Source organism: Saprospiraceae bacterium, assembly GCA_026129545.1.
Taxonomy (GTDB): domain Bacteria; phylum Bacteroidota; class Bacteroidia; order Chitinophagales; family Saprospiraceae; genus M3007.
In genome coordinates this window covers 2,677,905-2,691,327 of sequence record JAHCHX010000001.1, presented here as the reverse complement: position 1 = coordinate 2,691,327, position 13,423 = coordinate 2,677,905, and the positions used below count along the sequence as shown (strand labels likewise).

Genomic DNA, 13,423 nt, shown 5'->3' with positions numbered 1-13,423 from the left:
AAAAAATTTCCCAAACAAGCAAAAAAAATATCGCCTGACCAACAATTCTTTGCCTCAAAAGCCAAAAACACACAAAAAACCCTGTTAAATATTGCTACTTAACAGGGACAAAACAAAAAACAAACACTATGAACAAATGGTGATGAAGTGTCGAAAAAAGATTTGGTAAGGCATCTTTGATTGACCGGAGAGCAAAACGAAGTTTCGCCCGCAAAAGTTTTGGCCAAATACTAAGGGCAAATATACGATGGTTTTAGGGTTCTAAGTGTTTCGACATTTTTGAATTTTTTTTTGCTCGATGGCCATCCCTCTCTCATGCTTCTGAACCTGCCACTTGACCCATTTTTTACCAAAAATCAAAAACCCGCGCACACCTTTGCGAGTTTCTCGTGCCTAACTTTTTTTCCAGCAACTAAGAACATGCATACGCGCAACCCACACATCCTGCTCCTGAGCATCGCCGCCCTATTCGTTGCCTGTGGCTCAGCCGAAGAACAAATCAACCGCCGCGCCAGCGCCGCTCAGGCAGCCAACAACGCCCCTGCCCTCACACCCGATGGCATGGCCATCTTTCGCCAATACTGCGTCCTCTGCCACGGAGCCGACGGCAAGCTCGGACTCAACGGCGCCAAAGACCTCACCGCCACCACCCTGACGCTCGAAGAACGCATCAACATCATCGCTTACGGCAAAAAATTGATGACGCCTTTCAATGAAATACTCACACCGGAGGAAATAAAAGCAGTGGCCGAGTACACGCAAACATTAGTTAGCAAGCAATGACAACAAAGGACTCCCTCATTCTGGTCACGGGCGGCACTGGATTCCTTGGCTCCTATCTCGTGCGGCTGTTGGTGAAAAAAGGCTACCGCGTTCGCGCCCTGCGCCGGGCCTCCAGCCCGATGGACTTGGTACAGGAAGCTGCTTCCGAGGTGGAATGGTTCGAGGCCGATGTCACCGACATCGTGGCATTGGAAGACGCCTATCAGGGTGTCACCCATATCATGCACTGCGCGGCCATCAGCTCCTTCCACCCCCGCGACGCGGAGCGCCTCCAAAAGACCAATGTGGACGGCACGACGAACATCGTCAATCTCGCCTTGGATTTTGGCATCCAAAAATTGATTCACGTCAGCAGCATCGCGGCATTTGGCCGCTCCAAGACCCGCCCACGGTTGGACGAAACCTCCAAATGGGTGCAAAGCAAAGGCAACAGCCGCTATGCCATCAGCAAATACCTAAGCGAGCAAGAGGTGTGGCGTGCCCATGCCGAAGGGTTGCCGGTAGCCATTGTGAACCCCGCCGTCATACTCGGAAGCGGCTTTTGGGAGGCGGGGTCGCCGCGATTTTTCAGCCAGATAGACAAAGGGCTGAAATTCTGGCCAGTAGGCAGGGGAGGCTTCGTGGATGTGCGCGATGTGGCTCAATTCATGCTCCTCCTGCTCGAAAGCGATATTTCGGGCGAACGCTACATCCTCAATGCCCACAACGCGTCCTTCCGCGAGCTCTTTGAGATGATTGCCAACGCCTTGGGCACCAAGCCTCCCCCTATCAAAGTGACACCCCTCCTCGCAGAGGTGGCTTGGCGGGTGGAATGGCTGAAAGAGAAATTGCTGGGCGCGGAACCTGTCGTCACCAAAGAAAGTGCGCGTAGCAGCGTATCGAGCTTTTACTACGACAATGCCAAATCGCGCTCCGTTTTTGGCTTCCAATACCGCCCCTTGGAGCAGACGGTGCAGGAAGTGGCGGCACAATTTCTGGAAGCTAAGAAAGAGGGCATGAAGGCAAAAGTGCTGGCGCTTTGACGCGCTCGATGAAGGAAATTTGAAAAAACTTGGACAGGACAGCAGACATTGATTTTTGACAGGATTTACAAGATTTACAGGATTCTTCGCTGCGAAGCCGCCTCATCCATCCTGTAAATCCTGTCAAAAACATGATGCTCCATCACTTCATGCACGACATCAACTTCGGTGAACAGCACTTTTGGGGGCGCGTTCTGAGTGAAGCGGCGCAGCAATTCCTCCTTCGACTCGACTTTAACAAAGTCGAACTGTACGAGCATTTCCAAAAACGCTTTTTCTTTGTCAAAGGACAGGATGATTCGTGCGGTGGCGGCTGGCATGGCGGGGGGGGCTTTTTGCGAGGGAAAACAATTTGAGCAAGGTAAGTTAGTGGTCGTTTTCGGGATATTGTTAAAAACTTCCCCTCCCGTTTTCCCCAACCGCTCCCTATCTTCGCCCACTTTTTGTACGCCGGAATGGTATTCCGGCAGTGAGCGAGCCGGAATACCATTCCGGCGGACAACCCGAAGAAAATGCGGCTCAAATCATTAGAAATCAAGGGATTTAAAAGTTTTGCCAACGAAACCGTCCTCCACTTCAACGCCGACGTGACCGGCGTAGTAGGCCCCAACGGCTCCGGCAAAAGCAATGTAGTGGATGCCATCCGCTGGGTGCTCGGCGAGCAGAAAAGCCGCGAACTCCGCCTCGACAAAATGTCGTCGGTCATCTTCAACGGCACCAAAAAACGCAAAGAAGGCCAGATGGCGCAGGTCACTTTGACCTTCGACAACACCAAAAACGTCCTCCCCACCGACTACGGCACGGTCAGCATCAGCCGCATCCTCTACCGCTCCGGCGAGAGCGAATACCGCCTCAACGGCGTCACCTGCCGCCTCAAAGACATCACTTCGCTCTTCCTCGACACGGGCATCGGCGCCGACAGTTACGCGATTATCGCGCTCAACATGGTCGAAGACCTGCTCAGCGACCGCGAGCAGGCGCGCCGCCGGATGTTCGAGCAGGCCGCCGGCGTGAGCAAATACAAAGCCCGCAAACACGAAACCCAGCAAAAACTCGAAGCCACCGCCGCCGACCTCGACCGCGTGGAGGATTTGTTGTTTGAAATCGAAGACCAACTCAAAAAACTCGAAAAACAAGCCGAGCGCGCCCGCAAATACTACGACCTCAAGGACGAGTACAAAAAACTCAGCATCGAACTCGCCGTCCACAACCTCGCCCGACACAAAAAAACCTTCAAAGATTTGGAAACCCAAATCGCCCGCGAAGAGGACAACTACCGCTCCACCGAGGCCATGTCGCGGCTTTTGGAAGCCGACATCGAGGCCAAACGCAAGAGCCACGTGGACAAGGAAACCTCGCTCAGCGAACAACAGCAGGAGGTCAACCGCCTCACCGGGCGCATTCGCGGTAAGGAAAACGAAAAGGCGATGCTGGAACAAAAACGCTCCTTCGTCGCCAACGACCTGCAACGCCTCAACGACCAAATCGCCAACAATACCAACCAGTTGCGCACACTCGATACCGAAATCGAAGGCTACCAGACCGACCTGAACTACGAGCGAAACCTCGAGGCCGAACTCGAAGCCGCCCTTTCCGAAGCGCAAAAATTGTTGGAAAAAGTTCGCGCCGACCACAACCTCTTGAAAGGCAACCTCGACGAATTCGTGAAAGAACAACAAGGTTTGGAACGCGAAATCGTCGAGTTGGAAAAAACCAAAGCCATTCAGACCAACCAAATCGAAAACCTCCGCCGCGACGTGGAGCGCACCCTCGGCGACATTGCCACACGCCGCGAGGAGATGAAGGTTTTGGAAAAAAACATCGCCGAACAGGACAAGTCGGAAGCAGCGCAACTCAAGAAAATAAAAGACTTGGAAGCCTCCGAAACCAAACGCAAAGCCGACATCGCCGCCGCCGAGCAGCAGCAAGACGAGTTGCTCAAAAAAATCGCCGCCCACAACCGCCAACTCGACGCCCGCCGCAACGAGTACAAACTCACCAAGAGCATGGTGGAGTCGCTCGAAGGTTTCCCGGAGAGCATCAAGTTTTTGAGCCAGCAAAAAGACTGGGCGAAAAACTGCCCCCTGCTTTCCGACCTGATTTACGTCCGCGAAGAATACCGCGTCGTCATCGAAAACTATTTGGAGCAATACCTCAACTACTATGTGGTGCCCAACGTGGACGAGGCGGCCAAGGCCATCGCCCTACTCGGCCAGAGCCAGAAAGGCCGCGCCAACTTCTTCCTGCTCGACGCTTTCCGCGACTACGCTGCGCCGTTGGCTTTGCTGCCCGGCGGCATCAGGGCGGTGGAATTGGTCGAGGTGGAGGCGCAGTACCGGCCGCTGGTGGAGTTCCTATTGGAGAATGTCGTCATTTCAGACGACCCCGCTTTGCCGTCCCTAATTCCCAATCCCGACCTGACGGTTTTATCCAAATCCGGCACTTATGTTCGCCGCAAATTCAGCGTCTCCGGCGGCTCCGTCGGCCTTTTTGAAGGCAAAAAAATTGGCCGGAAAAAGAACCTAGAGATTTTAGAAAATGAAATAAAAAAACTCGAAACCACTGAAAACCAACTCAACAGCCAACTCGCCACGCTGCGCGCCCACCTGCAAAGCCTGAAAAACGCCGACCAGAGCACCCTGCTCCAACGCGAACGCGAGAGCCTCAATCGCCTCGGTCAGGAGAAGGCCGGGATGCAGGCCAAGTTGGACAACATCGCCGCTTTCGTCGCCAATTTCGACGCACAGGCCGGCGATGCCAACGAGCGCATTGCGGCGCTCACCGAAAGCAACGCGGCCATCGAAAAACAGTTGGCAGAGAAAACCCGCGCCGCCACCGCCGTCCGCGAGCGACTCGCCAACGCTGACGGCTCCTTCCGCGACGTGGCCGAACATTTGAGCCAAACGAGCGCGGCGTTCAACCAGCAAAACATCGAGTTCATTCGCCAGCAAAACAAGGTCAACGCCTTCCGGCAGGAATTGACCTTTCGGGAAAAACGCCGCGAAGAACTTCGCCAAACGCAGGCTTCCGCGCAAACGACTTTGGCACGCAACGCCGACGAAATTCAACTCATCGAGGCTGAAATTCAGCAGATTGAGACGGATTTACAGGCGGCTTATTTGGAAAAAAAGGAAAAGGAAACCTCGCTCAGCGCCGTCGAACAAACGTATTTCAAAGCCCGCAACGAAATCCACGAACTCGAAAACAAGCAGCGCGACAACTTCCGCCAGCAGCAGGATTTGCAGGGTTTGGTGAACCGTTTGAAGGAAAAATTTTCCGACGTCAAATTTGAAATCACGGCCATCGGCGAGCGGTTGCGGGCGGAATTCGGCCTCGGCGTCAACGACGTGATTAACCAGGAACCCGACCCGGCCTACCAGCGCGACACCCTCGAGCGCGAGGTAAATAACCTCAAACGCCGCCTCGACACCTACGGCGAAGTCAACCCGATGGCCATCGAAGCCTACAACGAAATCAAGGAGCGCTACGACACCATCGCCGGGCAGCGCAACGACATTCTCGCGGCCAAAGAAAACCTCGTGCAGACGATGAAGGAAATCGAGGAGACCGCCACCGCCCGCTTCCTCGAAGCCTTCGCCCAGGTGCGCGAAAACTTTATCGGCGTGTTCCGCACGCTATTCACGGAGGACGATTCCGCCGACCTCCTGCTCACCAACCCCGACGCGCCCCTCGAATCGGACATCAACATCATCGCCAAGCCCAAAGGCAAGCGCCCGCAGACCATCGCCCAACTCTCCGGCGGCGAAAAGACGCTCACCGCCACCGCCCTGCTCTTCGCGCTCTACCTCCTGAAGCCCGCGCCCTTCTGCATCTTCGATGAGGTGGACGCGCCGCTCGACGACGCGAACATCGAGAAATTCAACCGCATCATCCGCCAGTTTTCCGCTGATTCACAGTTCATTGTCGTCACCCACAACAAAGCGACCATGGCGGCGGTGGACACGATTTACGGGGTGTATATGCCCGAACAGGGGGTGTCAGCCGTCACGCCCGTGGATTTCAGGAAGTTGGGGCACGAGGCGATGGTGTTTGAGGCGGGGTAGTTTGGGAATTGATTACATTTGCAGTCAAACAAAATACAATGGACAAGAGAAGCCGCTATCGAATTACCGAAGTCAGTCAAGCCAAGCAAGTTTCTAAAGAATATCTGGCTTTGTATGATTTAGATAATGCCGTTGAATTCGGATTGCCCGAGATTGACGACCGTTATCACATTTGGCGGGTCCCGGTGCTTTCCAAGCAAAAAGAGAATATTGGAGAAATTGTGATTGATGCGATTTCAACATTAATAAACGAAAAAAAAACCACTAATCCCGATATCCTCGAATCGAGACTTTTAGGCAGGAAACCTACTGTCAATCACAATGGACATTCAAATGGCAACAGTGCTTTGCCCAAAGTTTCCAACTTGCGAAACACTGTTGGGTTTGGCGATTCCGAGTTGCTTTTGCAAGAAACACCGAACGAATCCATTGACTTGATTTTCACTTCACCGCCATATTACAACGCTCGACCTGAGTACGCTGAATACCTTTCCTACGAAGAGTATCTGTTGAAAATCAAGAAAATAATTCACCAATGCCACCGCGTATTGAATGAAGGGCGGTTTTTTGTGATGAACATTTCTCCGGTATTGATTCGGCGTTCAAATCGAAACGAAGCATCTAAGAGATTGGCTGTACCATTTGACTTTCACAAACTTTTTATAGAGGAAAATTTTGAGTTTATTGACGACATTCACTGGGTAAAACCAGAAGGTGCAGGCTGGGCGACAGGACGAGGAAGAAGATTTGCCGCCGACCGGAATCCGTTGCAGTACAAGCCTGTCCCAGTCACGGAGTACCTCTTAGTTTATCGGAAAAAAACTGATAAACTAATTGATTGGCATATCCGCAAGCATCCAGACCAAAAGTTAGTAGAAGAATCTAAAATCGAGGACGGTTACGAGACAACTAACCTCTGGAAAATCCATCCGGCTTACCACTCAAAGCATCCGGCGATTTTCCCACTTGAATTGGCTGAAAAGGTCATCAAATATTACTCCTTCAAGAATGATGTGGTATTTGACCCCTTTGCAGGAACGGGGACAGTCGGAAAAGCGGCTGTCAAACTTGGCCGACGTTTTGTGTTATTTGAGCAAGACCCTGAATACCTGCAAATTATTAAAGACGACATTCACGATTGGCTTTTAAGTGAGACCACAGATGTGAATTGGCTCAATACCGAACCTGCACCCGTCCGACAAGCTTCATTGTTTTGAAAATGAAAGAGAAAGAGTCCCTTGCAAAGCACATCCCGAAATTTGGAATTTCGATTGCCAAATACTCTGGCGGACAGATGATTGACCGTATTGGACAAGATATCATGCGCGAAGTTGTTGTGTCAATTTTATGTGGTGGAAATGTGCGTTCGCTCACGGAAGGATTGACTCAAAGGCGGATTTTTTTGTCAAATGCAGCATTGCTTGTCAGCTTTCTGCGAGCTTCAAAAGACATCAAAAATTTTGAAAAACAGATATCTGAACTGGCCAGCAGTGAACTAACCACAGAGAAGCTTTCTCAAGAACACAAAATGTATTTGCAGTGGTTTATCGGGCTGACGGGTAAAAGCATACAGAATGTACTGCGCAGTGACCACAACGAACTGACTCAATATTTAAAGGAGTTAGACAACGCTTTGTCGAATGCAGTCACTCAAACTGTTGAGGAGTTTGGGGAAATTGTCGGGCAAATCACTGTTGATAAAGAAAATTATCCGCTCAATTTACAAGCAATTCTACGTCTATTTCTTGCTATCGGCGCACAAACACTTGCTGTGAGAGGCTCAGAAAAATCCATGTATGGCAAGTTATTTGAAAAATTAATCTTGGGCAGCCTTTTAACAATTTTTGGATTCAAAAAAATTGACCCGAAAATTTCAACCGAATCGAAAAAGGTGTTTTGGCTCTCGGAACGCGGCGACAAACGAGAAAGCGATGCTACTCTGCTCATAAAACCTGGACGCGGCGTACGGTTTGATATTGGTTTCATCGGGCCTGGAAACACAGAAATCTCACTCGACAAAGTTTCCCGTTTTGAAAGAGAAATGGATTTTGGGAGAACACAGCATTTTATGTCAACGATAATTCTGATAGACCGAATAGGCGAAAGCAGCAGAATCACAGAACTTGCCAAGCGAATTGAAGGTAATATTGTTCAAATGTCCATGACACATTGGGTCAAGGAGATTGCTCAGATTTTGAAAATCTCCGCCGGGTTCGAACATCCAATTTTGAAAATGAACTCTGAAAGTCTAGTGCTTTTTCTCAAGAAAGAAATGCAAAAGATTGATTTGAAACAATTTGCTTGACTTAAATACTGCGTGGATAGAAATCCTCCCCGTCACGGCCACTTCAAAATCCGACTCAGAAATCTTGCAAACGGTCGCCCCAAAAAACGCCTATATTTGTCGTGCAAAAATTCCAATCCATGACTGACATCCACTGGCAAGACTACATCACTTCTGACTCGGACATCCTGTTTGGCAAGCCCGTCGTCAAAGGCACACGCGTTCCCGTGCACCTTATTTTGGAGAAATTGGGCAAGGGCGAAACCATCGCGGACTTATTGCTCGCCTACCCGCGCGTTTCGGAACAGGCCATTCAAGCCTGTCTTATTTTTGCTGCCGAAACCGTTAAAAATGAAACAGTTGTCTCGGTAGCCGCCTAGGTTTTCCCATGAAAATTGTCGCCGATGAAAGCGTAGATTTCTGAATCGTAGCGGCTTTGCGCGGCGAAGGTTATGACGTTTGGGCGGTCGTGGAGGAAGACCCTAGCATCATGGATAAGCAAGTTTTGAGCATCGCGCTTTTGACCAAAATGCTCTGCTGCTGACAGAAGATAAGGACTTCTGGGAATTTGGTGATTCGACTTCGCTTACCGCATCGCGGGATTTTGCTCATTCGCTTGGGCGATTTTCAATTTGACGTAAGAATTGAATTGGTTCTTCGCGCCATTCGTGACAATCTCGCGGATTTGCCCAATAAATTTGCTGTGCTGGACGGGCGGAGGTTGCGCATCAGAGCAAAAATTTGAAACTCAAAATCAATCCCTAAGGAAAGTCTCGTCGTCACGGCCAATTCAAAATCCGCAACGAAGTCCACGAACTCAGAATAACACCCAAAACTTTCCCGACATCAAAGTCCAGCAAAATAGCGCACCAACTCATGGCCCGCATGGACGGGCTGTTCTTGCCGTTCCGAATGCGCCGGCGCTTTCCCCGTAGCAACAAAATCCAGAATTGCCTGAGTGATGTTGGCAGTGCCCAGATGGTGCCCGCCCTCCGACGGGCTGTATAAGCGGCTGCCTGGCCAAAAATCGAAATAGCGCCGCGCCTCCTTGTAGGGGGTCACGTGGTCGTTTGGGTTGTGCACCAGCAAGCCTTCGATGTGGGCAAGGTTGGCCGTCATCATGGCGAAGTCAAAATGCTCGATGGGTTGCCCTGTGCGCTGTTCGAAGAAGCGAACCATCCGCCAGTAAAGCCCTGGCCACAGCCCCAGCGCCTGTTGGTATTCGCGGAATACCGAGGGGGCGAAACTGAACGAAGCCATGATGGCCATGCGCTGTGGGTGCAGGCGATGGGGCATCCCTTGCAGCGCATAAATGCTGCTGCTGCCGCCAAACGAGTGGGCCACGATGGTGTCTGCTGGGCCATATTCCTCCAAGAGCGCCCTGACAATGGCCGCGTTGAGTGGGATGTTGAGTCGCCCGGCGGGGGCGAGGCCGTGTCCCGGTGGGTCGTAAGCCAGCACTCGGAATCCCGCCGTCAGGAGTTCGGGCACAAAATGCCGCCAGCGCCCTGCATTGTAGCCCCAGCCGTAGCTGAGCAGCACCAAAGGCGCTTGTGCCTCGCCCCAGTGATATTCCACGATGGATTGCCCCGCGACCACTCGCCGCACTTGGCGGGCAGTCTCCAAAAAGGCGCGTTCTTTCTCGCGCACTTTCGGCTTGGGCGGCGTGGAGAAGAGGTTGACGGCCCATTTCACTGCTTGGGCAGGGGCGACCAGTGAGCCGAGATTGAGGCCAAAGCCTATGGATTGATAAATGAGTTTTTGCATGATAATGAAAATTTAGGCAGATACACCGCCGCGCATTTTTTTCCCGAACAGCGCCACCGCCCGCGCCACAAACCGCTCCAGGTGCTGCTCGTCGCCCGTAAGTTTGTACATCGTGACGGAGCCTTCATATTCGAGCAGCAGGCGATAGGCCATTTCGGTGGCTTCTTCTGGCGGCATGACCTCAGAGAGAATATGGGACACCGTGTCTTGCCATTCGGCGAAAATGGTTTGGATTTGCTCGTTGAACAGTCCTTCGCGGCCTGTTTCGAGGGCAGTGTTGGCAAAAAAACAGCCTCGCCGCTCGTACTTGGCCAGCCGATTTTGCCGGCGCAGCAGCTTTTCCAGCCGCTGTTCGGGCGGCAAATCCTCTTGCGCCACGGCAAGCACGTAGCTGCGCAACTCGTCCAGCGCATACTCCACCACAGCTCCCATGAGGCTCTCTTTGGAGGTGTAGTGGTGCATCAGCCCAGACTTGCCCAACCCCGTCGCTTCCGCCAACATGCTGACTGACGTGCCGTAGTAGCCGTGCCGGTTGAACACTTCCCAGCAACGACGCAACAAATCCCTTTTTTCAATTTTTGTAATTGGCATTATACCGAACGTTCGTTCGGCAAAGGTATGATGGAAATTATTTCCTGCGCAAGCTTGGGCGAAAAAAAAATCGCAAGCCCCCAATGAGTGGCCGTAGTTTTGCCCTGTAAGACTTCGCGCAATGAATATATCTCTTCTTGGAAAAAATGCCCTTGTGGGCGGTGCGAGCGCTGGCATTGGCCGCGCCGTAGCCATGGAACTCGCCGCGCTTGGTGCCAACGTGACTTTGTTGGCTCGCACCGAAAGCACTTTAAAAGAGGCCGTTGAGAGCCTTGATGTTGTTCAAGGGCAGAGACATGGCTACATCGCTGCCGATTTTTCAGACGCTTCAAGTTTATTGGAAAAAGTGTACGCTTTGCTCGAACGCCAGCCCATCCATGTGTTGGTGAACAACACGGGAGGTCCTCCCGGTGGCCCCATTACGGCGGCGAGCAGCGAGGCGTTCTTGGCAGCCTATCACAACCACTTGCTGTGCAATCAACTGCTTGCCCAAGCCGTGTTGCCCGGGATGAAGGCTGCCGACTATGGGCGTATCATCAACATCATCAGCACCTCGGTGAAGGAGCCGCTGGACAATCTCGGCGTGTCGAACACCACTCGTTGGGCGGTGGCGGCTTGGGCCAAGACGTGGGCCAACGAGGTCGGGCGTTTTGGCATCACGGTCAACAACGTGTTGCCCGGCTATACCCGCACGGGTCGCCTGTTGGAAATCATTGAGAAACGCGCCTCGTCAAGCGGGCAAACGGAAGCCGCCGTGGAAGAGATGTTCAAAAGCCAAGTTCCACTCCGCCGATTTGCCGAGCCGCAAGAAGTGGCTGCGGCAGTGGCGTTTCTCGCCAGTCCGGCAGCGGGCTACATCAACGGCATCAACTTGCCAGTGGATGGGGGAAGGACGCGGAGTTTGTAGGAAACTGTTTCTAAGCCGTCACTGAAGCGGCACGCACGCCCATTCGGATTTTCTCGTGAGCGAGCGCACGGTGAAGTTGAAAATGCAACGCTGGCCATAACCTACCCGGAGGCCGTCTTTGAGCCATTCTTCTTTTTCCGGGCAATCAGGCTTTCGCGTCACATCGCTCTCCTCTGCTGGCATGAGGAAGTAGATTTTTTCGGCATTGACCACTTCCGGGTCGCCATAGTAGCGCGTGTTGTATATCTGGGTCATGTTGTCCACGTCATATACAAACAGCTCTCGCCCGTCGGGGCCAGTGCCTGTGTCCACGAACAGTTTGTTCTTGCACACGCCTTTGAAAACGCCGGCATCTGGCATCGGAATCACGAAATTGGGGCGGTTGGCATCGCGCAACACGGTGATTTGTTCGCCGGGGGTTTTTGGGTCGCGAGTGATTTTTACGATATAGTGCTGGTAAATGAACTCTTCGGAGTTGGCGGTCAATGGCGACCAAGTTGCTTTTTCACAGCCCTTGAACCCTGCCAGCGAATCCAGCTTGCCCATGGGGAGCGGCTGTTCGGGTTCGGTATTGAGGGGGGTGCTATCGGAGACAATCGTTTGCCCTTCGGGCAACGGGGTGTTTTTGCAGAAGGAGAACGCGAGCAGAAGCGCGGTTCCGGTGGCGAGCAAAAAGAGATTTTTCATGTAAAAAAATGCTTGAGGGATGATGAATACTTGCTTTGCGGCCGCAAAAATCCTGAATTCAACCGTGATAAAATAGCAAATTCAGCTTTTTACCGACAAGCCGTTTTCCCCGGCCCACATTTTCAGGTCGCGTTGCTGAATGGCTGCTGCCATCAAATCGGGTAAAAGCGAGGGGGTGCAGGCAAAGGCAGGGATATCCAGCGTGCCCAAAATGGCGGCATTGTCGTGGTCGTAAGCGGGAGCGCCTTCGTCGCTGAGCGCGAGTAGCGCCACGAAAGTGACACCCGCTCGGCGCAGCGCGGCTGCTTTTTTGAAAAACGCCGCCACGTCGCCTCCCTCGAACAAATCGCTGATGAGCACCAGAATGGTGTCTTGGGGCGTGTGGATAAGTGTTTCGGCATAGTCGAGCGCCTTGGCGATGTCGGTGCCGCCGCCGAGCTGTGTGCCAAAGAGCAGTTCGACCGGGTCGTGTTGGTGTTCCGTCAAATCCACCACGGCGGTGTCGAAAGCCACCACGTTGGTCTGTACCGAACGGATGGAGGCCAGCACCGAGCCCAGTATGCCTGCGTGGACGACAGAGCCAGCCATGGAGCCGCTTTGGTCGAGCAAGAGGACGACGTGGCGCAGTGCATGGCCTTTGCGTCCGTAGCCGATGAGTCGTTCGGGGATGATGGTTTGGAGGTCGGGTTGATAGTTCTTCAGGTTTTGATAAATCGTGCGGCGCCAGTCAATCTCATTGGGGCGAGGGCGGCGATTGCGGGCGCTGCGGTGGAGGGCGTTTTGCACGGCTTCGCGCAGGGGGGAGCGCAATTTTTTTTCCAAATCCTCCACTACTTTTTTCACCACGAGGCGGGCCGTTTCGCGGGTTTTGTCGGGCAGGGCTTTGTTGAGCGACAGCAAGGCGCCCACGAGGTGCACGTCTGGCTCCACGCTGGCGAGCAGTTCGGGTTCGAGCAAGAGTTGGAGGAGGCCGAGTCGCTCAAGCGCGTCGCGCTGCATCACTTGCACCACGGGTGTGGGGAAATAGCGCCGGATGTCGCCTAGCCAACGATTCACGTTCGGGGAGGAAGCGCCGAGTCCACCCTGACGTTTTGCGTCGTAGAGTGCTTCCAGCACTTTGTCCATGCCCTGTTGCTCGGCGGTCAGGCTGACCGTTTGTTCGGCATCGGCTTTTTGTCCGAGTATGAGTCGCCATTTTTCGAGCGGTGTGAGTAGGGGTGTGGTTGTGTTTTTTTCCATGGCAAGTTTCGTGAGCAGCAGGCGGTTGTTTTAAAATGATATTTTGGCGCGTCGGCGGGTTTTGATTTTTTATTGACAA

12 protein-coding genes are annotated in these 13,423 nt (G+C 52.8%); 7 read left to right on the top strand and 5 right to left on the bottom strand.

Annotation, left to right across the window (positions count from 1 at the left end):
* Nucleotides 1–420 precede the first annotated feature (420 nt).
* Nucleotides 421–783: a cytochrome c gene (locus KIS77_10330; protein ID MCW5922733.1), complete on the top strand. Its 363-nt coding sequence runs from the start codon at nucleotides 421–423 to the stop codon at nucleotides 781–783.
* Nucleotides 780–1,805, top strand: coding sequence for an SDR family NAD(P)-dependent oxidoreductase (locus KIS77_10325; GenBank protein MCW5922732.1), 1,026 nt, complete (start codon nucleotides 780–782; stop codon nucleotides 1,803–1,805). The genes KIS77_10330 and KIS77_10325 overlap by 4 nt, the downstream gene beginning before the upstream one ends.
* Nucleotides 1,806–1,879: 74 nt before the next feature.
* Here the strand turns inward: KIS77_10325 and KIS77_10320 are convergent, their stop codons facing one another.
* Complete coding sequence (locus tag KIS77_10320) at nucleotides 1,880–2,125, bottom strand: hypothetical protein (GenBank protein MCW5922731.1); 246 nt, start codon at nucleotides 2,123–2,125, stop codon at nucleotides 1,880–1,882.
* Nucleotides 2,126–2,317: 192 nt separating this feature from the next.
* Here KIS77_10320 and smc point away from each other — a divergent pair, with 192 nt between their 5' ends.
* The 4 genes from smc to KIS77_10300 all read left to right on the top strand — a co-directional run bounded on the left by smc (nucleotide 2,318) and on the right by KIS77_10300 (nucleotide 8,533).
* The gene (smc, locus tag KIS77_10315) at nucleotides 2,318–5,869 is read left to right on the top strand and encodes a chromosome segregation protein SMC (GenBank protein MCW5922730.1); all 3,552 of its coding nucleotides are present in this window, start codon (nucleotides 2,318–2,320) and stop codon (nucleotides 5,867–5,869) included.
* 38 nt (nucleotides 5,870–5,907) lie between these two features.
* A complete protein-coding gene (locus tag KIS77_10310) occupies nucleotides 5,908–7,086 on the top strand; it encodes a site-specific DNA-methyltransferase (GenBank protein MCW5922729.1) in 1,179 nt (392 codons plus the stop codon).
* A gap of 2 nt (nucleotides 7,087–7,088) precedes the next feature.
* A complete protein-coding gene (locus KIS77_10305; GenBank protein MCW5922728.1) occupies nucleotides 7,089–8,174 on the top strand; it encodes a CfrBI family restriction endonuclease in 1,086 nt (361 codons plus the stop codon).
* Between the two features lie 119 nt (nucleotides 8,175–8,293).
* On the top strand, nucleotides 8,294–8,533 hold the full coding sequence (locus tag KIS77_10300; GenBank protein MCW5922727.1) for a DUF433 domain-containing protein: 240 nt from the start codon (nucleotides 8,294–8,296) through the stop codon (nucleotides 8,531–8,533).
* Between the two features lie 466 nt (nucleotides 8,534–8,999).
* Here KIS77_10300 and KIS77_10295 read toward each other — a convergent pair whose 3' ends face one another.
* Both KIS77_10295 and KIS77_10290 read right to left on the bottom strand, forming a co-directional pair.
* On the bottom strand, nucleotides 9,000–9,920 hold the full coding sequence (locus KIS77_10295; GenBank protein MCW5922726.1) for an alpha/beta fold hydrolase: 921 nt from the start codon (nucleotides 9,918–9,920) through the stop codon (nucleotides 9,000–9,002).
* Between the two features lie 12 nt (nucleotides 9,921–9,932).
* Nucleotides 9,933–10,511 (bottom strand): TetR/AcrR family transcriptional regulator, encoded by a 579-nt coding sequence (locus KIS77_10290; GenBank protein ID MCW5922725.1) that lies wholly within the window; start codon nucleotides 10,509–10,511, stop codon nucleotides 9,933–9,935.
* Between the two features lie 121 nt (nucleotides 10,512–10,632).
* Between KIS77_10290 and KIS77_10285 the strand changes: the two genes are divergently transcribed.
* A complete protein-coding gene (locus KIS77_10285) occupies nucleotides 10,633–11,418 on the top strand; it encodes an SDR family oxidoreductase (protein MCW5922724.1) in 786 nt (261 codons plus the stop codon).
* Nucleotides 11,419–11,436: 18 nt separating this feature from the next.
* Here the strand turns inward: KIS77_10285 and KIS77_10280 are convergent, their stop codons facing one another.
* Both KIS77_10280 and KIS77_10275 read right to left on the bottom strand, forming a co-directional pair.
* Nucleotides 11,437–12,105, bottom strand: coding sequence for a hypothetical protein (locus KIS77_10280; GenBank protein ID MCW5922723.1), 669 nt, complete (start codon nucleotides 12,103–12,105; stop codon nucleotides 11,437–11,439).
* An 81-nt stretch (nucleotides 12,106–12,186) separates the two neighbouring features.
* Nucleotides 12,187–13,344: a VWA domain-containing protein gene (locus tag KIS77_10275; protein ID MCW5922722.1), complete on the bottom strand. Its 1,158-nt coding sequence runs from the start codon at nucleotides 13,342–13,344 to the stop codon at nucleotides 12,187–12,189.
* Between the last annotated feature and the right edge of the window lie 79 nt (nucleotides 13,345–13,423).

Excerpts from the sequence above, each read along its gene's own strand:
- KIS77_10310 (MCW5922729.1), top strand. The coding sequence starts at position 5,908 with ATGGACAAGAGAAGCCGCTATCGAATTACCGAAGTCAGTCAAGCCAAG.
- smc (MCW5922730.1), top strand. The coding sequence starts at position 2,318 with ATGCGGCTCAAATCATTAGAAATCAAGGGATTTAAAAGTTTTGCCAAC.
- KIS77_10330 (MCW5922733.1), top strand. The coding sequence starts at position 421 with ATGCATACGCGCAACCCACACATCCTGCTCCTGAGCATCGCCGCCCTA.
- KIS77_10290 (MCW5922725.1), bottom strand. The coding sequence starts at position 10,511 with ATGCCAATTACAAAAATTGAAAAAAGGGATTTGTTGCGTCGTTGCTGG.
- KIS77_10295 (MCW5922726.1), bottom strand. The coding sequence starts at position 9,920 with ATGCAAAAACTCATTTATCAATCCATAGGCTTTGGCCTCAATCTCGGC.
- KIS77_10305 (MCW5922728.1), top strand. The coding sequence starts at position 7,089 with ATGAAAGAGAAAGAGTCCCTTGCAAAGCACATCCCGAAATTTGGAATT.
- KIS77_10325 (MCW5922732.1), top strand. The coding sequence starts at position 780 with ATGACAACAAAGGACTCCCTCATTCTGGTCACGGGCGGCACTGGATTC.
- KIS77_10280 (MCW5922723.1), bottom strand. The coding sequence starts at position 12,105 with ATGAAAAATCTCTTTTTGCTCGCCACCGGAACCGCGCTTCTGCTCGCG.
- KIS77_10320 (MCW5922731.1), bottom strand. The coding sequence starts at position 2,125 with ATGCCAGCCGCCACCGCACGAATCATCCTGTCCTTTGACAAAGAAAAA.
- KIS77_10300 (MCW5922727.1), top strand. The coding sequence starts at position 8,294 with ATGACTGACATCCACTGGCAAGACTACATCACTTCTGACTCGGACATC.
- KIS77_10285 (MCW5922724.1), top strand. The coding sequence starts at position 10,633 with ATGAATATATCTCTTCTTGGAAAAAATGCCCTTGTGGGCGGTGCGAGC.
- KIS77_10275 (MCW5922722.1), bottom strand. The coding sequence starts at position 13,344 with ATGGAAAAAAACACAACCACACCCCTACTCACACCGCTCGAAAAATGG.